Here is a 24,852-nt window from a genome sequence, read left to right as displayed (position 1 = left end):
TGACACTATGCACAAAAGTCGAAATTTCCTTTCCGGAAAACGCAACTACCTTTTTAGGTTGATACTACTCTTATTTATTGCTGTAATCTCGGTGGCTTTCCGTACTGAGGATAGTGACGATTTTAATATTTCCAGAAGGGAAGTTGTACTTCGCAGGATTGGACATGAAATGCTCCTTCAGTCGGGTGATAGTACATCAAGGGTACTCCCAATAAAAAAGATCGCAGAAAATGAATATCAGATTAGGTTTGAGAAGGAGCTTAGTTTTCTACCGGACTCCCTAATGAGTATTACCCGACGTTTTTTGGATAACGGGCCACTTTCAAGTAATTATATTGTTAATGTTCTGAACTGTGATAATTCAAGTATAATCTATAGCTATGCTATCTCCAAAAATAAAAAAGATGATATTGTAACTTGTAGTAAAAGAAGGCAGCCCAAAGCCTGTTACAGGATTAACATTAAATTCAAACCGACAGGAATAACTACAGTAAAAAATGGATATCTTTTGGGCGGCCTGTCATTTTTAGCATTTGTAGGTTTTGTTTTTTGGAGATCGGTTAAGCCTCGAAAAGCGTTACCTGATAGTCAATATACTGATAAGTTCACTTTGGGCTCGGTGTTGTTTGATTCAAAAAATAAGAAACTCATCATAGGTGGAAAGACAATAGACTTGACCGGAACGGAAACCCGTGTATTGCTCATTTTCGCATCGTCTCCCAACGAAATCATAGAGCGAAGCCGACTGCAAAAAGAGATTTGGGAAGATGAAGGTGTTATTGTGGGGCGTAGTCTGGACATGTTCATATCGAAACTTAGAAAAAAACTGGAACTTGATCCGAATATCAAAATTGTTGTTATTCGCGGCAAAGGATATAAGCTTGAAGTTAGCAATTGAGAAAATACCAGGAATATGTATTGGCTGTAGTGCGTAATGTGTCGAATGTGAAAATTGGGTTAGATTCTTGAGTTTTTATTACTGCAAACGTTCTGGCGATTCAAGTGGTTGCGTTTAAGCGAACTGAGTTCTCTCTGCCGAAGTTAAACTTTCTAAGTAAATTTCTATTATATATTATTCGCCAAGATAAGGGTCACTTATCTTTTTAGTTTGGTACTGAATATTTGAAAATCTCACTTCACATTTTGACCCAATAGGCGATTGTGCTAAGAATCCAACCTCAAAATCTGATTTAGTTTCAAATTGAAGATGTCTTACTAAAAACCAACTTTGTCCATCAGTTGAACAATATAAGGTTATTACATTGTCAGCTTTTGCTACCTTATAAAAAACTTTATTTGAGTTAATCTCAACAGAATTACAATCATCAGATATATTTCTTGTCACAACACTAACAACTCTTTTAGCTCCAGTGTAATCCTTTTCAAAACAAAACTTGATCCAATTAATACTATCACTTTTTATAACTATTGCTCCACCGTCCCATTTGTTTATGAAAGAATGCTCTATTGCAGCTGAAAGTACAAAATTAACATCAGCTTTAAACATTAATTTTGGTGCATTGTCTGTGTTGTATGTAACATTTGGATCTCTAAACATATCTGTCTTTTCCCCTGCCAAAATAATGAGTTCATTATCTTTAATTGAATATGTCAACGGATTGTTTTCCCATCGCAATTCATGAGGAATTGTAGCAATTTCTAGTTTATCATTTTTTTGAGAAATAGCATTAAGACTAAAAAATAAAGTGATTGAGATAATATAAAATCCTTTCATTGTTATAACTATTTATAGTTAATAAATCTATCCTTTAAAAAAAAACTTTCTGCGTTATATTTTGACGAAGGTGTTTTTTTGCCATTGCCACCAAGGTTTTGCAGCTTGGCGATGTTGCGTATTTTTAGCGCCAAACCTTAACAAATATAGACAAAATATTAATTCAACAATCAAGCTTCCAAAAAATCACCGATACCTAAATAGCGCCAGAAGGCTTTTAGCGGCTGGCTTTTCGGTCTGTCAAGTTTGTTGGAGCATAACCGAAATACTTTTTGAATGCAAAAGAAAAATGGGAAAGATTTTCAAAACCGGTTTCAAGATAAACTTCAATTGGTTTTTGTCCTTTTTCAGACAATTGATAATGGGCAAGTTCTAATCTTTTTTGGATAATCCATTTTTGTGGTGTGGTATTAAATGTTTTTTTAAAGTCACGCTTAAAAGTGGTCAAGCTACGTCCTGTTAAATAGCCAAATTTTTCCATTGTCAAATTATGCATATAGTTCTTCTCCATGAAATCGGTAAGGTTGATTTTATAGGGTTGAGAAAAGTCGGCTAATATATTGTCTATGTCCTTGTCAATAGAACGGAGAATGGTTAATGCTTCTTCAATTTTAATGGAAATAATTTTTTCGGGTAATTCACTTTCCAAATCAAAATAGGGAATGAGTGAAGCAAAAAAACTTTCCAACATTGGATGCTTTTTATAAGTTTTTATTTTATGGGTATGCGGTTCGGAGTGTTGAATAGGATTATTGCAATAAAACTCTTTTAATCTTTTTGGCGTAAAGAAAATAACAATCGCTTTATACGGTTGTCCATTTTTTGGACTCTTAATAAGTGTAGAAAGTTGATTGCTGGGAAATAGCAAGGTGTCGCCTGTAACAAAAGTGAAGGTTTTGTCTGCTTGAATCACTTTCATTTCACCCGAAACTATTCGTGCAAATGAATGATGCTCCAAAACAATTTCGTCTTTGAAATATTTTTCTTCTATACACGATAAAAGAATTTCAGCATATTCACTTTGTTGTTGTCCTGCCATAATTTTAAATACAAATTACATATTTTAAAAGAGGTGTTGATTTCAACACCTCTTTTAAAACTATTTTTTTCTGATTTATTAAAATCATCTTAACTTTTATGCACTAGTTCAATTTCATATCCATCAGGATCAATTATCCACGTTGCAAAATAGCCGGGATAGTATTCTGGAAAAATTCTAGGTGCATACATTGATTTAGCACCCGCCTCAACAGCTGATGTATGGAATGCTTCTACTTGATTATGGTCTTTTGCAACAAATCCAATATGCACTTCATTCGAATTGGACATACTTTTCCCTTCCTTTAGAAAAAAAAAGACGGTATTGCCATCACCAAAACCTTTTAAATCAGGATGTCCGTCTTTGCCCTTGAAATCCATAGACAATGAAATATTAAGTGGTTTTAGGGCATTGCTGTAAAAAGCAACTGAACGTTCTAAGTCGCTTACTGTAATGATAATGTGATCTAGCATACTATTTTTATTTTTTGTTTGCACAAAGATATAGTACATTAAAACGAATTGCTTTGTTTTAAAGACCAACTTTACTTTGTTGAGAGGGTCGTTTTAGGTATTCGGTCGTAAGCTTACCGCTAATGTTTTGCTGCTTCAAGATGCTTGCGGACTGCGGAACTTTTTTATTTTCCGTTAAAGATAAAAATTCTTGCGAAACGTAAACGTGAACTTACCACAAAATTCGCAATTGCGAGAAACGGCTGTTAGCCGTTCAGTTTTTTAATTTTCCATCGACTTTGTAAAAGCATAATTCAAAATCATTCCCTCTTCCGCATTTCTATAGTTAATAGAAACACTAAATAAATGATTATTTATAAAGCTATTATATAGTTCTTGGGTTAATAGAAGCATGTCATTTTTAGGATTGTATACACGAATTTCTATTTTATAAAAACTGTACTTTCCCAATTTAATGTCTGATGAAGATATATCACATCTAAGTTCTTTAATTTTTGAATAAGTATCTGATAGCAATTGTTCCGAAAACTTTTTATGCTCTTCTAAAGTCACTTTTTTGGTTCCAGTCAATGATTCAAAACTTGATTTGAAATAGGTATATTTATCTTTTTCAAAGCCGATTAATTGAGTTGGATGTGGATTTATTTTTATTCCTGGATTTGCATTTTTTGTTGCTTCATAACCTTTATCTTCTAATTCTTCTGTTCTTTTTATATCAGTTATCTTGTAGTTTTCTGGTATCGTAATTTTCCAGTCAAACAGATTACAAGTATAAATTCCATTTTCTACTTTTCCATTTTCAGGAACTTCAATCGTCAGGATTTCATTTCCGTTTAATTTCACTGTTTTTTCTTGAGAAAAAATGATATTTATTGATACTAATAATACTATAATAATAAATCTTATTTTCATATTTTCTTTTTAAATCTGGGGTTCTCAAAACTGAGGACTAACGTTCTTGTACTAAAGCGGGTTTGGGACTAAATTAAGCCCATTCTTCGGATTTGCCAAATCATCCCAAATACAAAACCAACTTTCCATTAAGCCAATTGCCCAAATCCGTTGTAGTAGCTGTTATGTGACGTTTTTATGTAGGTCATCTTTCAATCCGAATTTAGAAAGAATTAAGCAAATTGCAATTTTTCGTATACAATAGATTTGTAGTTTCAAATCTTCTTCCTTGATTGAACTCAGGCTACCGTGTGTTATGCTATCTCTTGTTCTCTTTAATTTATTGAGTGTAAAACCAAATTTTGTTGGGTCAATATTATTTGTTTTTAAAGTTTCTTCTAGAGGGCTTTTAAAAGGTTTATATTCTATTTTATTAAATACACCTTCAAGTTTTTTTTCAAACTCAATTTCATCATTTTTATCTGTTAAATATTGCTTGAAATGAGAAACAATCTCTTTTGTCATTTCATCTTTGCTAATATTAAAGTTGAATTTTTCTTGATTCTTATTTATATTAAATATTTCGATAATATTAAAAAGTAATAGAAAAGAAGCTCCTAGACTAACTTCTCTAGCGTGTAAAAAATTATCTATAGCCTTTGTTAGGGATATCTCATTTGTTTTATAATTACTAAACCAATCAGTTTTTAATATTTTGTCAATAGTAAAATTTTCTTTTAGAAATCTAAAATTATTTGTCAATTCAGATATATAAGTTTTATTGTTTGGTTCAGTGTCTCTAAAAATGAAAATTTCATCTTCGGTTCTAAAAACAATTTTTTCAACAATTATTCTTACGCTGAAACAAAAGGATAAGAAATTACAAATTAACTGAATTCTATTTTTAATTTCTTCAAATTCAATTTCTTCAAAATTAAACTTTATGGTTGGTATCTTCTTTATTGTTAACTTTTTACTTCCTCTTTTTTCATTATTTTTGAACTCAAGTTCTGGTCTAAATTTTATATTGTCAATTTTATAGAAATCGTGCATTCCATTCATTCGTGATATTGAGAATGTATTCTTATTTTTAAAGTTAGTAAAAAAAGAATAAAAAAGATTTGTAACACTTAATCCATTGTTGTTTAAATAAGCGACACCTTCATTTACAAATTCATTATGGAGATTTTTATGAATAAGACATATTTTGCTGACATAAATCGTAAAGTATTGATTTTTATCATCATTTTGAAAAGAGACGACTTTAAAAATTCGACTTTGGTCAAAAATAATTGAAATTTCGGTATCAATAACTTCAAAATTTTCCTCAAATAAGCCTAAAGCATTTTCTGATATTGAAAAATATGAATCAATTCGAGAAGTGGTATCATTATCAATTATTTGAAAATACATTTCCTTGTCATTAACAAATAAATGTGAATGAAATATTTTATCAGATATTTTTTTATCCTTAAATTTTAAATTTAGGCAGTAGTAGTCTTTCACTATTGGTTTTTTTCTAAAATGTCACATAACTAGTTTATATACTCTTTACGCCTGTAAGGGCTTGTATTTATTGATATTATTTGTTTTTTAGGTTCAGTAAGTACAACATAAGTACAACAAATCAGAACCTTTTTACTTGACTATAAATGCCTAATTCATTGAGCTGTGCCTCACGATTTAGTAATTGATAGTCTGCTAATTTACTACAAAAATATTTATCGGTCACTTTTGCAAATCCATTGATCAAAAGCAACTCATTTAAACATTCTCCACCTGGAAGAATAACATAAGCAAGTTGCCTGTTCCAAAAGTCATATGGGTTTTCCCATTCTGTAATTATCGTAATAGTTGTTTTAGGAGGCGCAACCGATAAAACGAAGTATAAGGATTGCAAACCAAATTGCAGCAGTAATTCGGCAGGTAAATGACTTGCATGCTCGTCTTCTTTCATCTTTCTATTGTACTTTACTTCTGGTGCATCTAAACCATATAGTCGTATCTCTTTTCGCAAACGAGTGAAAAGGTTGCTAATGATTATGCTATCTCCATCTTTGACTTCATCTATTTGCCAATGGGTTTCCACTAAATAGGGTGCTTTTGCGTTGTATTGCATTGATTTTCAGTATTTTAAGCTATTGTAAATCAAAGATAATCATTGAACTTTGTTACTGCAATTGCAAGCAAATATTAACTTTAAAAATTTAGAAAAAATGGCAAGACAAAAAGGTGTTATTAAGTATGTTGGAACTCTTGGAGATATCCGACACTTCAAAATTAAAGGACAAGAAGGCTACTTCGCTGGAATGGTTGGCGGTCCAAGTGGTGAACAGGTAAACACTGCACCAGAGTTCGAAAGAACTCGTGAGAATATGAATGAATTTGGTGCTTGCGCCAAAGCCGGGAAATCGGTACGAACTGGTTTATCCCAAGTGATGAAACAAATGGCCGATAGTCAAGTAACAGGAAGATTAACTTCTATTATGAAGAAAATCAACTTGGAAGACCAAACTGAAGCTAGGGGGTACAGAAAAATTGAAATTAGTACCCAACGTAATTACTTGAAAGGTTTCGAGTTTAACAAAAACGTTTCTTTCAATGGCATTTTCAATGCACCCTATTCAATTGCTCATACAATTGACAGAGAAAGTTGTGATTTTGTAGTTGCTGATTTTAATCCAGCAAATTTGGTTAACGCTCCATCTGGTGCAACTCATTTCCGTTTGATTAGTTCAATTTCCGTTGTGAGTGATTTTGAGTACAACGCTACCACAAACAGCTATGATCCAATGGATGCAGCTTTGAATGAAGTAAACGACATTCAATACAGTGACTTTTTGGACTTGTATGCTCCAGTTCCAGCCACTACAATTGTTGCAACTTTACCTAATGGAGCAATTCCAACAGTAAACACTACAGTTTTGCAGTGCATCGGAATTGAGTTCTACCAACAAGTAGGCGGAAACTTTTACTTGTTCTCCAGTGGGAACTGCTTGAAAGTCGAGGACGCTTTCTAGAAGAACCCTTGAAGGATCCCTCGCCAAAAACGAGGGATTTTTTTTATCAACTCCTTAAAACAAAAACAATGGAAAATAAAATAATCAGGGTCGCCCAAGGCAAACAAAGTACATTGAGCCAGTTGTATATCAACGGAATTTTCCAATGTTATTTGTTAGAAGATAAAATCAGGGAAGTGAAGATTGCTTCACAAACTGCCATTCCTACGGGTATTTTCGAAATAAAACTCAACACTTGGGGAGCAAAAAATGCGGATTACAAGAGAGCTTTTGGAAACCTACACCAGGGAATGATTGAGATTTCGGGTTTACCGAATTTCAGCTTTGTCTATATTCACGTTGGAAATACCATAAAAGATACTGCCGGTTGTCCGCTTTGTGGTTTTGGTTTCCAATTTGCTGAAGGCGATTTTCAAGTTACCCAAAGTATTGCAGCTTACAAAATGATTTATCCCAAGTTGGTTGCATTGGCAAAGGATCCTTCTAACAAATTTACCATTGAAAATAATTTTCAATTTTAAAAAGCAAATCCAATGGAAAATATTAATGCCATAGCAGCACTTTTTGGAACTCTCATCACCTTGTTACTCTCAGTTGTGGCTTATTTTATCAAGCAATTACACACTGATTTCAAGAGTATGGAGAAAGATTTGATTGAAGTAAAAACGATGGCTTTAATCATCAAAACCGAGTTCAAAAGCGGGAATGATTTACTGAACCAAAAAGTAGAATACATCGAAAAAAGAGTACACAATTTAGAATTATCAATTTTAAAAAATCAAGATTATGAAAAATAATAAAATGAATATCGTTGAAAGAACAATGGCACCAACGCCAAAATGGTTTAAAGTTCTTCGAACTGTCGGAATAGCTTTGGCATCCGTTGGCGGAATTATCATCGCTTCTCCGGTTGCTTTGCCAGTTGGTTTGGTAAGTGCAGCTGGTTATTTGGTTCTGGGCGGAAGTATTATTTCAGTAGTTTCTCAAACTGCTGTAAAATCGGAAGAAGAGCCAATAACAAACCCTTAAAAACGGTTAAAAACCACTTTGAAAGCTCCATTATTTGGGGCTTTTTTCGTTTATAGCAGTTAATAAATGTGGATTGCTTTGCTTTTCTTCGATTTATTTAAGTGGTGCAATCATATTGCACTTATGCGTTAGTTTGCTTGGGAATGAGGTGCAATCAATCCCCGTCGGTAAGGACCAGGATTGTTTTATTTTCTGCAATAGCGGTACAAAATGGCTTTTCGGATGTCATTTATGAGCATCATATCCTCTTTGTATTGTTTTTCTTTTTTCTCCAAAAGTTTGAGAGCTGCAACATTTTTTTGGTGCTGCTCGTGTTCGACCATCATCAAACGAGCTTGAGGATTGAATTCTTTTTTGAAGTCCGGGAGGCGCAAAAACGGAATAACCGAACCAATTAAAAATGGGTGCCAGAATTTTGTTTGCCATAAACTGTAAGCAATGAAAAAAAGGCTTTCGCAATCTTCTTCGTTTTGAAAAATGACTACAAAACTGTTAGTAAATGGCGTTTTTTGAGGCTTTCCGCTGTTCATCCCCTTGTTAAGTATGAATAAATGGGGTTTTGTGTAAACGGTGTCTTTTCGGTGGGTCTTGATGATGAAATTTAGCATAGCATTGGATTTAAAAACTGGGTTAGGTTTTCAATTTTCCACAGGGTTTCGGTTGAAAGACCAATGTGCTTCGCTACGCTTCGCCCATAAAATTTTTCAAAAGAAAAAAAAGGAAAAAAAAGAAAGCCATTCGTTCAAGTGGAGGGTTTCAAAAAAGCAAGTTTTTTTGATAAAATACTACCCGATAGGGTGGAGATTTTATCAAAAACCGGAGGCTCGAACTTGCTTTTTTGTAAACCTGGAACTTACCTTTGCCTTCTTTTTTTTTATTTTTTGTTTTGATTTCATTAACCAATCATCATCGTATAATCGGAAGTTTTTTTAAGGAGAGGGAGTTGATTTGGAATAGGGTGGTTTTCGGAAGGGGTGTGGATTTTCAAAACAGGAAAAAGAAACAACACTTCCATTCCTATTATTTTTCTGTTTTGAAAATCCACACTCTTTCTTGGACTTGATTTTGTGGGTATTGAAAATCACTTTACGGAGAGTTTTAATTTTATACTACAGTTTTTCAAGTGATTTTCAATACTTACAAAAACAATGAAAAAATAATACCGAGTGCGATGGGGCAGTAGCGCAGGCAAGTGTGTGGTTTTTTATTTGCTTACTGGGGTGTTTCTGATTGCTTTAGTGGAAAAGCTGGTGCCATTGACTTGAAAGAAAGACAATGCTTCGGGCTGGTCAATATTATGTTATGGAACGGTATGGCATCGGCTTTTCCGCTGAAGCAATTACTGCTTATTTTCTGGCAAATAAAAAACCACACTCTTGCTGGCTTCTCTTGATTTTGTGGGTGTCGTAAATTGCTTATTCCTATGTCGTGAATGTTAGAAATAAAGTTGATAAGCAATTTGCGACACGCACAAAAACAATGCAAAAACTTACCGCTTTAAACATCAAGTTGCTAAAAACAGTGACCGTGAACGCTCTTGAAACTAGGTAGTTCCGTAAACATTCTTATGAAATAGCGAACGTTGTTAATGACAGTGGCGAAAGATGGTCTTTTTTATTGCAGGCCGGTGCGAGGAAGCAATAAAAAAGACTGTCCTGGAGCCACTGTCTTGCGCGTTGGGTGTGGCGGCTGTTTTACATAAATGATATTATAGCTTCATTGCAAAAACCAAAAAAACAATATAAAAGCTTTGTAATGAACTATAATACTCAATTATGTAACACAGCTTGGGGGAAAAAATTACTGGCGCAAGTTGCGAAGCGTACGTGTTTTTGATAAAAACTGTGCCAGTAATTTTTTTTGGAGCGTTGGCAAAGGAGTGGCTTTTGAAATGTAAAACGTCATTTTTAGCACCGAACGAAAAAAAACATTCTCGCTATTGGAAAAGTAATTAGCGAAATGAAGCAAACAAAGACCTGAATTTAGGAATACGTGGACTAAATGAAAGTTTTGTGCAGCTGAATGAGATAATGGCTTATTTGATTTTTATTCCTTTTGGTTCAGGAAAATCTTTGCCTAAATGACTATAAAGTCGTCTTACTTTTGAACGCCAACTTATTTTTGCATCAATCCAAGTTTTGCTTCCCTCGATGATTTGTATTGTATCGTTAGTGTGTGATGGAAACTTTGAATAATCGGAATTATCATCAAATTTTAATAATAATTCTGGATTGTCAATAGGTGAGTTGTTTTTGCTTAAATCAAATATTGTCTTGTGTTCTTCTTTATTGAATTTAAGTGTTTTAACTTTTAAGTCTTCATACAAATCAATTAATGAAATTGTATCGGTTATGAAGTCTAAATCGTAAATGTCTTTTTTGGTAGAACGGTTTGATGTACTGATTAATTTGAACAAACCAATGTCTTTTTTTGAAAGTAAACTTATCCCTTGATTGACTTCTACATCGAACAAATTCTTCATATTTTGAAGCATCTCCACTTTTATAGTTACGCCATCTTCTAAATCAAGAAAGAAACGAAGAAAACAATATTGGTCGTTTATATCACAAGGATTATCAAAGCTTTTTGCTTTATTACCAAAGTAATTTTTAACTTCGTTTTCGATATTTTTAAACCCCTCTTTGCCAATTATTCCATCATAAAAGAAATCAATATCATCAGAAATTCTATGATTGAATTGTAGTGCCAGATTTGTACCACCACCTAAAGTAAATTTTGATACTGTTGGTAATGCTTGTAATTCTATGATGGCTTTAATTATTGCTGGAGTAACTGCCCTCATAAATTAAAGTGAAAAACGAAGAAATGGTTTTACATTGTATCTTTTTGCAACACTTATACAAACTTTGTTACTGATATTCTCTGTTGTTAATTTTAAGTATTTAACAATATCTTTAGCAGAATATAGTGCTTCTAATTTTAGAATATCTGTTTCAAATGTTTCTGGAGTTGTTGCAAACAAAGCCCTTGGTATAATAATAGACTTATCTTTAGAAAGATTAAGTTTACTATAATCCATATCCCAAAATAAGTGTTTGGGAAAAATTGTTGCTATGTTTACTGATTTATTCACTATGCAAAAATACTGAATTTAGTGTTATATGGTGCACTATTATAAAAAATATTAACTTATTTGTTTTCAAACACTTAGCCAGAGTTAAAAATTATCCTTTTAACAGAACAATTGAAATTTATGTTGCATTTATTAAAATAGCAATTAGTAGAATAATAGCGGTAACGCTCTAGCGTTTTGGCAAACATAACGTAAACGGACTTATAGTGGAGTTGAAGAGTAATGAATATAAAAACTTTGGTGACAATAGAATTACAATAGAATTAAGCTTTATTTTTACAATCATTATGAAAATATTACTAATTGAAGACGAACCCGAATTGCAAAAAAGCATCAAACAATACCTTGAAATGGAAGGTAATGTAGTTGAATTTGCATCTGATTATAGCAAAGCTGCTCAAAAAATAGCGCTTTACGATTACGATTGTATTTTGGTCGATATTACTTTGCCTAATGGTTCTGGATTGGATTTAATTAAGGAAATAAAACTAAAAAAATCGAGAGCTGGGATTATTATTATTTCAGCAAAAAATTCGCTTGATGATAAAATTTATGGATTAGACCTTGGTGCCGACGATTATTTACCAAAACCGTTTCATTTATCGGAATTAAATTCGAGAATAAAAGCATTGATTAGACGAAAAAGTTTCGATGGAAATCTAGAAATTATTGTCAATGAGATTAAAATTTTGCCATCTGAAAGAAGCGTTTTCGTGAATAACAAGAATGTAATTTTGACTTCAAAGGAATACGATTTACTGTTGTATTTTATAGCCAATAAAAACCGTGTTGTTAGTAAAAATGCTTTAGCAGAACATCTTTGGGGTGATAATGCAGATAGGCTGGATAATTTTGATTTTATCTACAATCACGTAAAAAATCTACGTAAAAAATTGATAGAAAAAAAGTGTGAAGATTATCTTCAAACCATTTATGGAATAGGTTATAATTTTAAAACACAAGAATGAAGTTACTTGCCAAAACCAGTTTGTATTATTTGATATTTAGCATTCCTATTCTAATTTTCTCTGGGTTTATTTGTTATTATGTTATAACAACTGAAGTTAAGGATAGTAATAATGAATTGTTGCTAAATCGTAAATTTCAAGTGGAGCACTATTTGAAAAATAATGACACCATTGCTTTACTTTTAATCACAAAAAGCAAGGAAGCCCAGATAGATAAAATCGCATATTCTAATTTTAAAAACGGAACAAAAACAATATTCTCTGATACTTTAATTCTTGACAAAGAAGAGAATGAGTTGGCGGCTAATAGAATGATTACTTCTATAGTAAAAGTTAGAAATGTCAATTATCAAATCAAAATTTGGCGAAGTACATTAGAATTTGACGAATTAATTGAAGGAATTTTTTATTTATTGACTTTTATTTTATTTTTCTTGTTTTTGATTTCTTTGCTGATTAATTTATGGGTTTCAAAAACGCTATGGAAACCTTTTTATAAGGCTATTCAGAATTTAAAGAATTTTAGGGCAAGTGATAACGAGCTGCCAGAATTTGAAAAAACATCTGTGAATGAATTCGCAGAATTAAATAATTCTCTTCATCAAATGATGGAAAAAATGATTGTCGATTATAATGGTCAAAAGAAATTTACAGAAAATGCTTCTCACGAAATTCAAACACCATTAGCAGTAATAAAATCGAAGATTGATTTACTTATTCAATCCGAAAATTTAAAAGTAAATGAAGTGGAACTAATTGTTGCTATTGATGATGCTTGTTCCAAATTAATTAGATTGAATAAATCATTATTATTACTTACAAAAATAGAAAACAGGCAGTTTAGAACCACTGAAAAAGTTTCTGTCGAAAAAATTATAGATCAATCGTTAATATTATTTGAAGAACATATTAAAGCCAATAAAATTAAAGTGCTAAAAAATATTGAAGAAGATTTTTTAATTAATATGAATGCCGATTTATGTTTGGTACTTATTAATAATTTGTTTCAAAATGCCATTAGACACAATATTGAAGGTGGTGATATTGTCATTTTTATTAGGGATAATATCATTTCGATACACAATACTGGCAAGGAGAAACCACTTAATATGGCATTACTTTTTAAACGTTTTCAAAAAAATTCAACTTCCCATTTATCAATAGGATTAGGTTTAGCCATAGCCAATGAAATCGCGGAAGTAAGTGGATTATCTTTAAAATATATGTTTATAAGCAATAGACACCGCTTTACTTTAAAAGTAATTGATAAAGATTAATTGTAAATCCATTTCGATTATAAATTTTATAGTAATGCAAAAATGCATAGTCCTTTTATTGCTTTATTCGTTTTGTACTTCTTGTAATGTATATAAATCATTACGTTTTGGAGGCATTCCAAGTCAAGCCGATTACAAGCATTTTCCTCAAAGAGTTGTGAGTAATGAAAGCCCTGTTTTTAATTTTTTAGAAGCCAATAAAGATTATGAATTAGGAGAGAAAATTGGCGTTATTAATCGTGATCTAAATTCAACCAATATCAGCCTAGATAGTTTTGCTACAATACATAAAACAAATGCTCTATTAATTATACGCAACGATACTATTTTATATGAAAATTATAGTAAAGGATTTAATGAAACTTCTTTTTTCTCTAGTTTTTCTATGGTGAAACCATTTATTTCAACCTTGATAGGAATAGCCATTGATGAAGGTAAAATAAAAAGCGAAAATGATTTTATGGTAACTTATCTTCCTGAATTTAGAGCTAAATTAGGATGGGAAAAGATTACAATTAAAAATTTGTTACAACATACCTCTGGTATAAAATTTAGTGACGGTTTTTTAAATCCAATATCCAATAATGCTGAATTTTATTGGGGCAATAATTTAAGAACCGAATTAATGGATTTAAAATTGGAGTGTTTACCCAATATAAAATTCAAATACAGTAGTGCCAACACTTTATTGTTGAGTTTGATTATTGAAAAAGTCACAGGTGGAACTATTTCTAATTATCTCGAAGATAAAATCTGGAAACCTTTAGGAATGGAAGCACCGGCAACTTGGAGTTTAGACCGGAATGACAATAAAGCAATAGAAAAATCTTTTTGTTGTTTGCAAGCCAGAGCAATAGATTTTGCTAAGTTCGGGCGATTGTATTTGAATAATGGCAACTGGAATGGTCATCAAATTATTTCAAAGCAATGGGTTTACAATTCAACACATTCTGATGCTGCTGGTAACAACAAACACTTTTATAATAACAATTGGGGAATTGGACCATTAAAGTATGGCAGCTATTTTGCTGTTGGTTTATACGGTCAATACTTGTATGTCTATCCCGAAAAGAATATTATCATTGTTCGTTTTGGAAACACAGACACTTCTTATCATCCTAATTATTGGCAAAATATATTTCTTCAAATTATCGATCAGATGTAAAAACCACATCCTTTTTTCATCAACTAAAAAAACTGAATTGCTACCGTTTTAGCATAGAATTAAAATAGAATTGTATCTAATATTTGTACTATAAAATTATTTACAATTAACTTTTAAATATTAAAAAAAAATGAAAAAAGTATTTTTAGCAATGGCAATCGCATTCAGTGCAACACTTTTTGCACAAACTGAAGCAAAAGAAAAAGAAAAAAAAGTAACCGTTCCTAGTGCAGTAAGTAGTGCTTTTGCAAAAGAATTCCCAGGGAAAAAGGCTGGATGGGGAATGGAAGATGGTGGTTATGAAGCCGAATTTAAAATAAATGGTAGTGATGCCTCTGCTGTTTATGATAAAGCGGGTCATCGTAAAGCTTTGGAAGTTACTATTAAAACTGCCGAACTTCCTGTTAATGCTTTGCAGTATGTAAAGAATAATCACCCAGCAACTAAAATTACGGAAGCTGCAAAAATCACTGATGACAAAAATGTAGTTACCTATGAAGCTGAAATTGGGAAAGATGGTAAAACATATGATGTACTTTTTGATGCATCAGGAAAATTTATAAAAATTGTAGAAGGGGATTAGTTTATTTGGTTTAGTTAATGGGCAATTAAGAAATTAATTGCCCTCTTTTTTTAAATACAATACTTAAATCCACTATACTATGAAGAAAATAATTTTTGTTGCACTATTAATTTTGGGAACATTTTCAAATGTTTTTTCGCAGGAAAATGACACTATCCAAAAAAATAATTTTTTAAGAGTTTACTTAGACCAGAATTCTAATGATAATAACTATGTCAATTATCTTAAAGTTCATTTGTGGTATGTCAATTATGTTCGTGACCCAAAACAATCACAAGTACATATTTTTATCAATACTCAGCCTACTGCTTCTGGAGGATTAGAATACAATATACGATTTATAGGAAAAGAAAAGTTTGAAAAGAAAAATGATACTTTACAGATGATTGCTCCCGTAGACAACAGTAATCGTGATACTCGCGATCAGTTGGCTAATGTTATCACAATGGGTTTAATGCCATATCTGGCTTTGAACGGTCAGCAAAAATATATGGCATTTGATTATACAGACAAGAGCAAACAGGTAGAGGAAAGTATTGATAAATACAAAAATTGGGTTTATACAGCTACTTTAAATACGGATTTGAATGGAGATAATGTTTCAACTGTAATTGTAGGAGACGCATCCTTTAGTGCTTCAAAAATTACTGAACAATGGAAAAAACGCTTTAATATTTATGGAACTTTTGGAAGTAATAGCTATGAAACAGCTACCTATAGTTCAGCGGGGTCAATATTCGTTAGAGGCATTAACGGACTGGTTGTAAAAAGTTTAACCGACCATTGGAGTTTGGGTTTAGAGGCAGGTTATTATGCATCAACCTATAGTAACATAAAATCCCAATATTCGATTGCTCCTGGTGTTGAGTATGATGTATTTCCGTATTCAGAATCGACAGATCATCTTTTTACATTTAAATATAGGTTGCAACCGATTTACAACACCTATACAGACCCGACTGTATTTTCAAAAACAAAAGAGTTTCTTTTAAACCAATTGATAGACGCAACCTACACTCATATTACAACTTGGGGTAATATCTCTACAACTTTAACTGGCGCCTATTATCTGAATGTTCCAAAAGCGTATCGAGTAGATTTAGTTTCGCAAATGAATTTTAGATTAGCAAAAGGTTTGTTTTTTAATGCTACAGGATCAGTTGCTTTAATAAACAATCAGGTATCATTAAGTTCAATAAATTTAACTCCAGAACAAATTATATTAAGACAGAAAGAAACACTTACCAATTTTAGTTACAATTTGCAAGTTGGGCTAAGATATACCTTTGGTTCCATATTTAATAATATTGTAAACCCAAGATATGAAAATGGAGTGAATGTTGACAATGAAGTAATACAACAAGCAAAAGAAACAGCTGATTAATGTAATTTATAGTGAAAGAAAAAAATAAAGATTCGATTTTTAAAACAGCAACTTTTATTATACTATTATTTTATGTCTGCTTTTCATATGGCCAAAATATAGATATTAAACTTTTAAGGAGCATAAATCTTGATGGTAAACAATCCTACGACCCAACTTTTAAAGTTATAAGTAATAGTGCATCACCGATAAGTATAGCAACTCCAATAATTATATACTCCATAGGTCTGCTCAATAAAGACAAGACATTGCAAAAGAAAGGGATTTTCATAGGAGAATCCTTTTTGGTTAATGCTTTTATTACGGTTGCATTAAAAAACACTATCAAAAGAGATCGTCCATTTGTAACCTATCCTGATATAGAAAAAGAATCAGATGGAGGTAGCTACTCGTTCCCTTCAGGACATACATCCGAAGCTTTTTCTACAGCTACTTCGTTAAGTATTGCATTTCCTAAATGGTATGTAATAATCCCTTCATATTTATGGGCTGGTGCAGTTGGTTATTCGCGTATGGATTTAGGAGTTCATTATCCTAGCGATGTTTTAGCAGGTGCAATTGTGGGAAGCGGTTCGGCTTATCTAACTTATAAATTGAATAAATGGATAAATAAGAAAAAACAAAAAAAGATTTTTTTTGATGGAAAAGAATCGGAATTTAAATAAACTAATAAATGAATTTTTCTAAGAAAATTAATCAATTAAGAAGGTCTTTAATGCATCTAATAACTAAAAAAATAGGTAATTCCTATATAGATAGAGGCAGTAATACCAAACTTGAAATAAAAAGAATTTTAATTTGTAGACCAAATCAACGTTTAGGTAATCTTTTGCTAATTACACCATTAGTACAAGAATTAATTACCACTTTTCCCGAGTGTAAAATTGATTTGTTTGTAAAAGGTTTTTTGGCTCCAACACTGTTTGAAAATTATAAAAATGTTAATCTCATTTTTCAATTACCAAAAAGACCTTTTAAAAACTTAATTAAATATATCCAAGTATGGCTATCCATCAAAAAACAAAAATATGATATTGTTATTAATGTAGAAGAAAACTCTTCATCTGGAAGAATTGCTACACAATTTTCTAATTCAAAAAATAAATTTTTTGGTGATGCTAATAAAGTTATTCAATTGAAACAAGAAAATGACGAACACATTGCAAAATATCCAGTTTATAATTTCCGTAGCTATTTAACTCAATTAGGATTCGAAAAAAATGACTCACCGATTGCATCATTAAACCTCAAGTTAAGTTCTTTTGAAATTGCTGAGGGCAAAAAAATATTAAACAGCCTTGTAAGTAAAGAGAAAAAGACAATATGCTTGTTTACTTTTGCAACTGGAGATAAATGTAATTCAGGGTTGTGGTGGGGAAATTTTTATGACCGATTAAAAACGGAATATCCAAATTACAATATTATTGAAGTATTACCTATTGAAAATGTTTCACAAATTGCATTCAAAGCCCCTACATTTTATAGTAAAGATGTTCGTCAAATAGGATCGTTAATTGCAAATACCCAATTGTTTATAGGTGCCGATAGTGGTATTATGCATCTTTCAAGTTCAGTATTCACACCTACAATAGGGTTGTTTTCAGTTTCTGATTTAAAAAAATATAGCCCCTATAATAATCGAAGTATTGGAATAAACACTAATAATAGTAATAATGATGAAATAATCAAAGTGTTAAATAGCGTCCTTATCAGTTGAAGAAATAGATTAAGAAAAAGAATAAAACTATTCTATTTTACTGCACAAAAGGAATAAAATAATAATATTTAATATAATAACAAATAGTAATTCCGATATTTATACTTTAAAAAAAACAACACAATGAAAAAAATATTTTCAATAGCACTGATCAGTTTTTGTTTTATGAGCTGCATAAGCCAAGAATATAAAGTTTCCAAAAAAATTAAAATCGTAGGTAATGAAGGTTGGGATTACCTGACGGTTGATGAAGTAAATCAACATTTATTTGTTTCTCACGGAAGCGTTGTTAATGTGGTGGATTTAATTACAGACAAAACAATTGCAACAATTGATGATACTAAAGGAGTTCACGGAATTGCTATTGCAAACGATTTGAATAAAGCTTTTATCACTGATGGTAAGGACAATGCTGTAACAATTGTAAATCTGAAAACCTTTGAATTAATAGAAAAAGTAACTATTGAAGGTCAAAAACCAGATGCTGTTTTGTATGACCAATTTTCACATAAGGTTTTGACTTATAATGCCAAAAGTAATGATGCAACAGTTCTTGATGCTGTTACCAATAAAGTGGTAAAAACAATTCCACTTGGAGGAAAACCTGAATTTTCAGTTACCAATACTAAAGGTTTGATTTATGTAAATATTGAAGATAAAAATGAAATCAAAACCATTGATGCAACTAAATTAGAAGTTATAGCAACTTGGAGTATTGCACCTGGCGATGAACCATCAGGACTAGCAATTGATTTGGAAACGAACAAATTATTTTCGGTTTGTGGAAATAATTTAATGGTAATTGTAGATGCCTCAAATGGGAAAACTATTAAAACCTTACCTATTGGAGATGGTTGTGATGGAGTTGCTTTTGATACCAAAAGGGAACTGGTATTCAGTTCCAATGGAGATGGTACCATTACCGTTGTAAAAGAAGAAAACGCTAACAACTTTTACGTTTTAGAAACTGTAAAAACTCAAAAAGGAGCACGAACAATAGCTTTGAACAAAACCACAAATCAATTATATTTACCAACAGCTGAATTTGGTGCGAAACCAGAACCAACTACTGAAAACCCAAAACCAAGAGCAAGTTTAATTCCAAATTCTTTTGCAGTTTTGGTTATTGAAAACAATATCAAATAGCCTGCTTTTTTTGTATAAATTTATCTAATGAAAAACATCCTTTGTTTCATTCTTGTACTGATTACCATTAAGTCTTTTTCGCAAGAAAAGGACTTACAATTTTATATAGAAAAGGCACAAATAAATTCACCCTTATTGAAAGATTTGACTAATCAAATTAAATCAAATGCTTTAGATAGTTTGATTAATAGAGCCAATTATAAACCCCAAATTGCAGGAAACCTTAATGCTAATTATGCTCCAACTATAAATGGTTATGGATATGATACTGCTATAACTAATGGGCAAACGGTTTCGGGTTTGATAGGGATTAATCAAAAAATTATTGGAAAAAATATCGTCAATTCACAAGCTGAAACATTCAAATTAATGAAAAACGGATTGCTTTTGAATAAAAGTATTGCCTTAAAAGATTTGAATAAAGCCATAGTTTCTCAATACATAACTGCATCAGGAAGTTTAGAACAAATTGATTACAATCAAAAAATGATAAGCCTTTTAAAAAATGGAGCTGTTGTTTTGAAAAAGTTAACTCAAAACTCAATATACAAACAAACCGATTATTTGTTATTTATTTCGACTGTCAAACAACAGGAATTACAAGTTTTATTGCTCAAACAACAATATCAAAATGATTTAAGTTTACTCAATTATTTATCAGGAGAAACAGATACGACTTTCGTTAAATTAAAAAATCCAGATATTGTTTTGAAGAATATTCAAAATAACGATAAAATTGTTTTTTTAAAACAATTTGAAGTAGATAGCTTAAAAATCAAAAATCAAAATAAGTTAATCGATAATGCCTACAAACCCTCTTTATCATTGCTCGCTGATGCAGGATATTTATCGAGTTTTACTTATCAAGCGTTTAAAAACATTGGAGTTAGTGTTGGTTTAGGATTGTCAATTCCTATTTATGATGGTAATCAAAAATCGTTACAACATCAAAAAAATGATACGGCGCTGGCTACCAATTTGGCATACAAAAAGAATTTCAACAAGCAATATGCACAGCAATTATTGATGCTCAACCAGAAAATGAAACAAACTATAGAAACCGAAAACCAACTGCAATCGCAACTACAAATTGCCGATGCTCTTATCGAAGCGGATAAAAAATTATTATTGTCTGGCGATGCTCAAATTACTGATTTTGTTATTGCAATCGGAAATGTAATAACTATCAACAATAGCATTTCGCAAAATAAAATAAACAAGCTCCAACTTATAAACGAAATCAATTATTGGAGTTCTAATAACTAATACTATGAAGAAATTTATTTTATCTTTTATACTAAGCACTATCCTTTTTATTTCTTGTAAAGATTCTACAGTAACCGAAAAACCTATTGATGCAAGTGTTCCTGTAACTTTAACTACAATTGACACTTCTGGAATTGCAAGTTATATTGATCTTAATGCAACAGCAGCTTATCTGGTTAAAAATACTATCAAATCTAGTGCAACAGGTTATTTGAATTCGGTTAATGTAGCAACTAATGATTTTGTAACTAACGGAAAGGAGTTGTTTTCTATTAAAACCAGAGAAGCCAAAGTTTTAGGAAACACCATCAATAAAATAGATCCAACTTTAAATTTTGGGGGTGCCATAAGGGTGCGTTCTAATACCAATGGAATTGTAACAATGGTCAATGTTCAAGATGGTGATTATGTTCAAGATGGTGATGTTTTAGTTACGATTAACGATGCCAAAAGTTTTGCAATTATTTTGAGCTTGCCTTATGAATTGAAAAGTTACGTTTCAATTGGTCAACAATTGATTTTTACTTTACCTGATGGTACATCAAGAATTGCAACAGTTCAAAAATTTTCGCCAACTGTTGACGCCACTTCACAAACGCAAAATGTGGTTTTGAAAATAAACGGCAAACAAGATATTCCAGAGAATTTAATTGTTAAGGTTCGGATATATAAATCTTCTAATTTCAAGACTGTTTCATTGCCAAAATCTGCCGTTTTGAGTGATGAAACCGAAACCGACTTTTGGATTATGAAAATGATAAACTCCAATACAGCGATTAAAGTTCCAATACAAAAAGGAATTCAAACGGAAGATAGAATTGAAATCATATCACCCGTTTTAACTCGTGAAGATAAAATTTTACTTACTGGAAATTATGGAGTAGCAGATACGATTAAAGTAAAAGTGATTAAAAAGGAATTGTAATGAACAACTTTTTTGTAAAACATAAAAATGGTTTAAGTGCCGTTATCTTCCTAATTATTTTGGGAGGATTTTTTGCATATTCAAAAATGCAAACGAGTTTGTTTCCCGAAATCACGTTTCCAAAAATAAAAATCATTGCCGATGCAGGACAACAACCCATCGACAAAATGATGATTACGGTTACTAAACCGTTAGAAAATGCCATTAAAAAAGTACAAGATTTAAAAACTGTTCGCAGTACAACTAGTCGTGGAAGTTGCGAAATTTCGGCTTTTATGGATTGGAAATCCGATATTGATTTGAGTAAAACTAGAATTGAAGCTCAAATTAATCAAATTAAAAATGATCTTCCGCCAGATACTCAAATCACGGTCGAAAAAATGAACCCTTCTATTCTTCCTGTTATTGGTTACGCGATTGAAGGTAAAGGGAAATCGGCGATAGAGTTAAAAAAAATAGCCAATTTTACCATCAAACCATTTCTTTCTCAAATTGATGGCGTTTCCGAAATTCGGATTATTGGCGGAAAAGAAAAAGAATATTGGTTGGCGTTAGATTTTAATAAAATGACTGCCCTTGGAATTACTCCAAATACTATTTCGCAAGTTTTAAGCCAAACCAATTTTATCAAATCTAATGGTTATTTAGCTGATTATCGGTATTTATATTTAACAATTACCGATGCACAAGTTGATAAAAAAGATGAACTCGAAAACCTGGTAATTAGCAATAACGGAAAAGGAATTGTAACACTAAAAGATATTGCTACTGTCGAAATTAAAGAAGCAAAAGAATACATAAAAGTTAATGCTAACGGTAAAGAAAGTATTCTAATCGCTGTTATTAAACAACCCAATTCTAATTTAATTTCGCTTTCTGATGCAATGAATGTAAAGTTGGTGGATTTAAAAAAAATACTTCCAAAAGACATTTCTATAAAACCATTTTATGAGCAGGCAAGTTTTGTAAATGATGCAGTAAAAAGTGTTACAGATAGTTTATTAATCGGGTTATTATTAGCCATAATTGTTGCTGTTTTATTTCTGAAATCGGTCAAAGCCAGCGCCACAATTTTGATTATCATTCCAGTAACTTTAGGATTGACGTTAATCGTTTTATACCTCACAGGAAATACTTTCAATATTATGACTTTGGGTGCCATTGCAGCTGCATTAGGATTAATTATTGATGATGCTATTGTAGTTGTAGAACAAATTCATCGCACACACGAAGAACATCCTGACGAGCCAACAGTTACGCTTTTGCAAAAAGCAATTCATTATTTATTTCCTGCAATGGTTGGTTCTTCCATCAGTACAATTGTCATTTTCATTCCTTTTATTTTGATGAGTGGCGTTGCGGGTTCTTATTTTAAAGTACTTACAGATACAATGATTATCACTTTGGTTTGTTCGTTTTTTGTTACCTGGTTACTGCTTCCAGTGGTTTATTTGTTGCTATCTAAAGAAGAAAGAACTAACTCTGAAAAACAAGAAATAATTGAAATTCACGAAGTAAAAACCCAAAATTGGGTTGGTTATTTTATTGGAAAACCTATTATTAGTATTGCCTTTTGCGTTGTTTTAGTGCTGTCTATTTTTATTATTTTACCCAATTTAGAAACTGGTTTTTTACCTGAAATGGACGAAGGAAGTATTATTTTAGATTATGAAAGTCCACCAGGAACTTCACTTGAAGAAACGGATAGAATGTTGAATGAAGTCGAAAAAATAATTATAAAAGTTCCCGAAGTTGAAGCGTATAGTAGAAGAACTGGAACTCAAATGGGTTTTTTTATAACCGAACCCAATCGTGGAGATTATCTAATTCAATTAAAGAAAGACAGAAGCAAAACCAGTAACGATGTAATTGACGAAATTCGTGCCAAGGTAGAAGCCACACAACCTGCTTTGCGAATTGATTTTGGTCAGGTTATTGGCGATATGTTGGGCGATTTAATGAGTTCTGTTTCTCCAATTGAAGTAAAAGTTTATGGAAATAATCAAGTAGAATTACAAAAAATAGCCAAAGAAGTTAGTGCAATTGTTGAAAAAGTAAAAGGAACTGCCGATGTTTTTGATGGTATTGTTTTGGCTGGACCAGCGATTAATATTCAACCTAATTATTCTCAATTGGCACAATATGGAATTACACCAACCGATTTACAATTTCAAATGCAAACTGCTTTGGAAGGCAATGTAGTAGGCAGTTTGTTGGAAAATGAAAAACTAACACCTATCAGATTGATTTATGCCAACGGTCAGAAACGAAGTTTAGAAGATATTAAGCAACTCAAAATATTTTTGCCCAACGGACAATCCATTCCTATTTCGAGTTTGGTTACTATTTCTGTTCAAAAAGGCGTTGCCGAAATTGAACGTGAAAATCTACAAATGATGAGTGTCGTAACAGGAAGATTGGATAACCGAGATTTGGGAAGCGTAATGAAAGAAATTCAGACCAAAGTTACTTCAGCTATTCATTTGCCAAGCGGCTATTATATTGAATATGCTGGAGCTTACAAAGACCAACAACAATCTTTCAGAGAATTACTACTGATTTTAATTGCTTCTTCATTATTGGTTTTTGGTGTAATTTTATTTCTTTTTCGAGATTTCAGAATTGCATTGGTTATCCTTTTAATTTCGGTTTTAGGAATTGCAGGAAGTTATATTTTACTTTTTATGACAAGAACACCACTAAACGTTGGAAGTTATACTGGAATTATTATGATTGTGGGCATCATTGCCGAAAATGCGATTTTTACATTCCTTCAATTTAGAGAAACTGTCAAACTGACAAGAAATGTAAATCAATCTATAATCTATTCTATTTCAACACGATTACGTCCAAAGTTAATGACTGCTTTAGGAGCGATTATAGCACTTTTACCATTAGCAATTGGAATAGGAACTGGTTCAGAATTGCATCAGCCTTTAGCCATTGCCGTAATTGGTGGATTTATTATAGCAATGCCATTGTTGTTGGTAGTTTTGCCAAGCTTATTAGCGCAAGTTTATAAAAATGAGAAACATTTTAAGCATATTCTTGAAAATCATAATGTATAAAACACAATATTAGCAACACTTCTTTACTTCGGTTTACTTTAATCTAAATTGATAAGATTGATAAGCAAAAAA

General features: G+C 31.7%; 25 protein-coding genes. 16 read left to right on the top strand and 9 right to left on the bottom strand.

Annotated elements, in window-relative coordinates; genetic code table 11:
- The first annotated feature begins 7 nt into the window (after positions 1-7).
- Positions 8-898 (top strand): winged helix-turn-helix domain-containing protein, encoded by an 891-nt coding sequence (locus O6P34_RS14410; protein ID WP_269685214.1) that lies wholly within the window; start codon positions 8-10, stop codon positions 896-898.
- Between the two features lie 174 nt (positions 899-1,072).
- On the opposite strand, the gene O6P34_RS14405 is transcribed toward O6P34_RS14410, so the two are convergent.
- From O6P34_RS14405 to O6P34_RS14380, 6 genes are all read right to left on the bottom strand, one after another.
- On the bottom strand, positions 1,073-1,735 hold the full coding sequence (locus tag O6P34_RS14405; RefSeq protein ID WP_269685213.1) for a DUF1349 domain-containing protein: 663 nt from the start codon (positions 1,733-1,735) through the stop codon (positions 1,073-1,075).
- 217 nt (positions 1,736-1,952) lie between these two features.
- Complete coding sequence (locus tag O6P34_RS14400; RefSeq protein WP_269685212.1) at positions 1,953-2,774, bottom strand: AraC family transcriptional regulator; 822 nt, start codon at positions 2,772-2,774, stop codon at positions 1,953-1,955.
- An 89-nt stretch (positions 2,775-2,863) separates the two neighbouring features.
- Positions 2,864-3,247 carry a VOC family protein gene (locus tag O6P34_RS14395; RefSeq protein ID WP_269685211.1) on the bottom strand — a complete coding sequence of 128 codons (384 nt, stop codon included), beginning with the start codon at positions 3,245-3,247 and terminating at the stop codon, positions 2,864-2,866.
- A 261-nt stretch (positions 3,248-3,508) separates the two neighbouring features.
- The gene (locus tag O6P34_RS14390; protein WP_269685210.1) at positions 3,509-4,159 is read right to left on the bottom strand and encodes a hypothetical protein; all 651 of its coding nucleotides are present in this window, start codon (positions 4,157-4,159) and stop codon (positions 3,509-3,511) included.
- Positions 4,160-4,321: 162 nt separating this feature from the next.
- Positions 4,322-5,644, bottom strand: coding sequence for a HEPN domain-containing protein (locus O6P34_RS14385; protein WP_269685209.1), 1,323 nt, complete (start codon positions 5,642-5,644; stop codon positions 4,322-4,324).
- A 121-nt stretch (positions 5,645-5,765) separates the two neighbouring features.
- Positions 5,766-6,257: a thermonuclease family protein gene (locus O6P34_RS14380; protein ID WP_269685208.1), complete on the bottom strand. Its 492-nt coding sequence runs from the start codon at positions 6,255-6,257 to the stop codon at positions 5,766-5,768.
- Between the two features lie 97 nt (positions 6,258-6,354).
- Here O6P34_RS14380 and O6P34_RS14375 point away from each other — a divergent pair, with 97 nt between their 5' ends.
- The 4 genes from O6P34_RS14375 (at position 6,355) to O6P34_RS14360 (ending at position 8,187) form a co-directional block, all read left to right on the top strand.
- Complete coding sequence (locus O6P34_RS14375) at positions 6,355-7,158, top strand: hypothetical protein (protein WP_269685207.1); 804 nt, start codon at positions 6,355-6,357, stop codon at positions 7,156-7,158.
- A gap of 68 nt (positions 7,159-7,226) precedes the next feature.
- Entirely contained in the window at positions 7,227-7,679 is a 453-nt protein-coding gene (locus O6P34_RS14370) for a DUF5675 family protein (protein ID WP_269685206.1), read from the top strand.
- Between the two features lie 12 nt (positions 7,680-7,691).
- Positions 7,692-7,955 carry a hypothetical protein gene (locus tag O6P34_RS14365; protein ID WP_269685205.1) on the top strand — a complete coding sequence of 88 codons (264 nt, stop codon included), beginning with the start codon at positions 7,692-7,694 and terminating at the stop codon, positions 7,953-7,955.
- Positions 7,945-8,187, top strand: coding sequence for a hypothetical protein (locus O6P34_RS14360; protein ID WP_269685204.1), 243 nt, complete (start codon positions 7,945-7,947; stop codon positions 8,185-8,187). Before O6P34_RS14365 ends, O6P34_RS14360 begins: the two co-directional genes overlap by 11 nt.
- Positions 8,188-8,372: 185 nt before the next feature.
- Here the strand turns inward: O6P34_RS14360 and O6P34_RS14355 are convergent, their stop codons facing one another.
- From O6P34_RS14355 to O6P34_RS14345, 3 genes are all read right to left on the bottom strand, one after another.
- Complete coding sequence (locus O6P34_RS14355; RefSeq protein ID WP_269685203.1) at positions 8,373-8,795, bottom strand: DUF6943 family protein; 423 nt, start codon at positions 8,793-8,795, stop codon at positions 8,373-8,375.
- 1,427 nt (positions 8,796-10,222) lie between these two features.
- A complete protein-coding gene (locus O6P34_RS14350) occupies positions 10,223-10,990 on the bottom strand; it encodes a nucleotidyl transferase AbiEii/AbiGii toxin family protein (protein ID WP_269685202.1) in 768 nt (255 codons plus the stop codon).
- Positions 10,991-10,993: 3 nt separating this feature from the next.
- Positions 10,994-11,281 carry a DUF6922 domain-containing protein gene (locus O6P34_RS14345; protein ID WP_432419577.1) on the bottom strand — a complete coding sequence of 96 codons (288 nt, stop codon included), beginning with the start codon at positions 11,279-11,281 and terminating at the stop codon, positions 10,994-10,996.
- A 287-nt stretch (positions 11,282-11,568) separates the two neighbouring features.
- On the opposite strand from O6P34_RS14345, the gene O6P34_RS14340 reads away from it, so the two are divergent.
- The 11 genes from O6P34_RS14340 (at position 11,569) to O6P34_RS14290 (ending at position 24,780) form a co-directional block, all read left to right on the top strand.
- Positions 11,569-12,249, top strand: a complete 681-nt coding sequence (locus O6P34_RS14340) for a response regulator transcription factor (protein WP_269685200.1) — start codon at positions 11,569-11,571, stop codon at positions 12,247-12,249.
- Complete coding sequence (locus tag O6P34_RS14335; RefSeq protein ID WP_269685199.1) at positions 12,246-13,526, top strand: sensor histidine kinase; 1,281 nt, start codon at positions 12,246-12,248, stop codon at positions 13,524-13,526. Before O6P34_RS14340 ends, O6P34_RS14335 begins: the two co-directional genes overlap by 4 nt.
- A gap of 34 nt (positions 13,527-13,560) precedes the next feature.
- Positions 13,561-14,691, top strand: a complete 1,131-nt coding sequence (locus tag O6P34_RS14330; protein WP_269685198.1) for a serine hydrolase domain-containing protein — start codon at positions 13,561-13,563, stop codon at positions 14,689-14,691.
- Positions 14,692-14,821: 130 nt separating this feature from the next.
- Positions 14,822-15,274 (top strand): PepSY domain-containing protein, encoded by a 453-nt coding sequence (locus tag O6P34_RS14325; protein ID WP_269685197.1) that lies wholly within the window; start codon positions 14,822-14,824, stop codon positions 15,272-15,274.
- Positions 15,275-15,353: 79 nt separating this feature from the next.
- Complete coding sequence (locus O6P34_RS14320; protein ID WP_269685196.1) at positions 15,354-16,658, top strand: hypothetical protein; 1,305 nt, start codon at positions 15,354-15,356, stop codon at positions 16,656-16,658.
- An 11-nt stretch (positions 16,659-16,669) separates the two neighbouring features.
- On the top strand, positions 16,670-17,323 hold the full coding sequence (locus O6P34_RS14315) for a phosphatase PAP2 family protein (RefSeq protein ID WP_269685195.1): 654 nt from the start codon (positions 16,670-16,672) through the stop codon (positions 17,321-17,323).
- Positions 17,324-17,331: 8 nt separating this feature from the next.
- Positions 17,332-18,375, top strand: a complete 1,044-nt coding sequence (locus tag O6P34_RS14310) for a glycosyltransferase family 9 protein (RefSeq protein ID WP_269685194.1) — start codon at positions 17,332-17,334, stop codon at positions 18,373-18,375.
- Between the two features lie 123 nt (positions 18,376-18,498).
- Positions 18,499-19,521, top strand: coding sequence for a YncE family protein (locus O6P34_RS14305; RefSeq protein WP_269685193.1), 1,023 nt, complete (start codon positions 18,499-18,501; stop codon positions 19,519-19,521).
- Positions 19,522-19,548: 27 nt separating this feature from the next.
- Positions 19,549-20,787: a TolC family protein gene (locus O6P34_RS14300; RefSeq protein ID WP_269685192.1), complete on the top strand. Its 1,239-nt coding sequence runs from the start codon at positions 19,549-19,551 to the stop codon at positions 20,785-20,787.
- A gap of 4 nt (positions 20,788-20,791) precedes the next feature.
- A complete protein-coding gene (locus O6P34_RS14295; protein WP_269685191.1) occupies positions 20,792-21,712 on the top strand; it encodes an efflux RND transporter periplasmic adaptor subunit in 921 nt (306 codons plus the stop codon).
- The gene (locus tag O6P34_RS14290) at positions 21,712-24,780 is read left to right on the top strand and encodes an efflux RND transporter permease subunit (RefSeq protein WP_269685190.1); all 3,069 of its coding nucleotides are present in this window, start codon (positions 21,712-21,714) and stop codon (positions 24,778-24,780) included. Before O6P34_RS14295 ends, O6P34_RS14290 begins: the two co-directional genes overlap by 1 nt.
- Positions 24,781-24,852 lie beyond the last annotated feature (72 nt).

The organism is Flavobacterium lacustre (assembly GCF_027474525.2).
GTDB classification, from domain to species: domain Bacteria; phylum Bacteroidota; class Bacteroidia; order Flavobacteriales; family Flavobacteriaceae; genus Flavobacterium; species Flavobacterium lacustre.
Note: the sequence above shows the minus strand (reverse complement) of the source record. Positions and strands in the feature narration are given on the sequence as shown.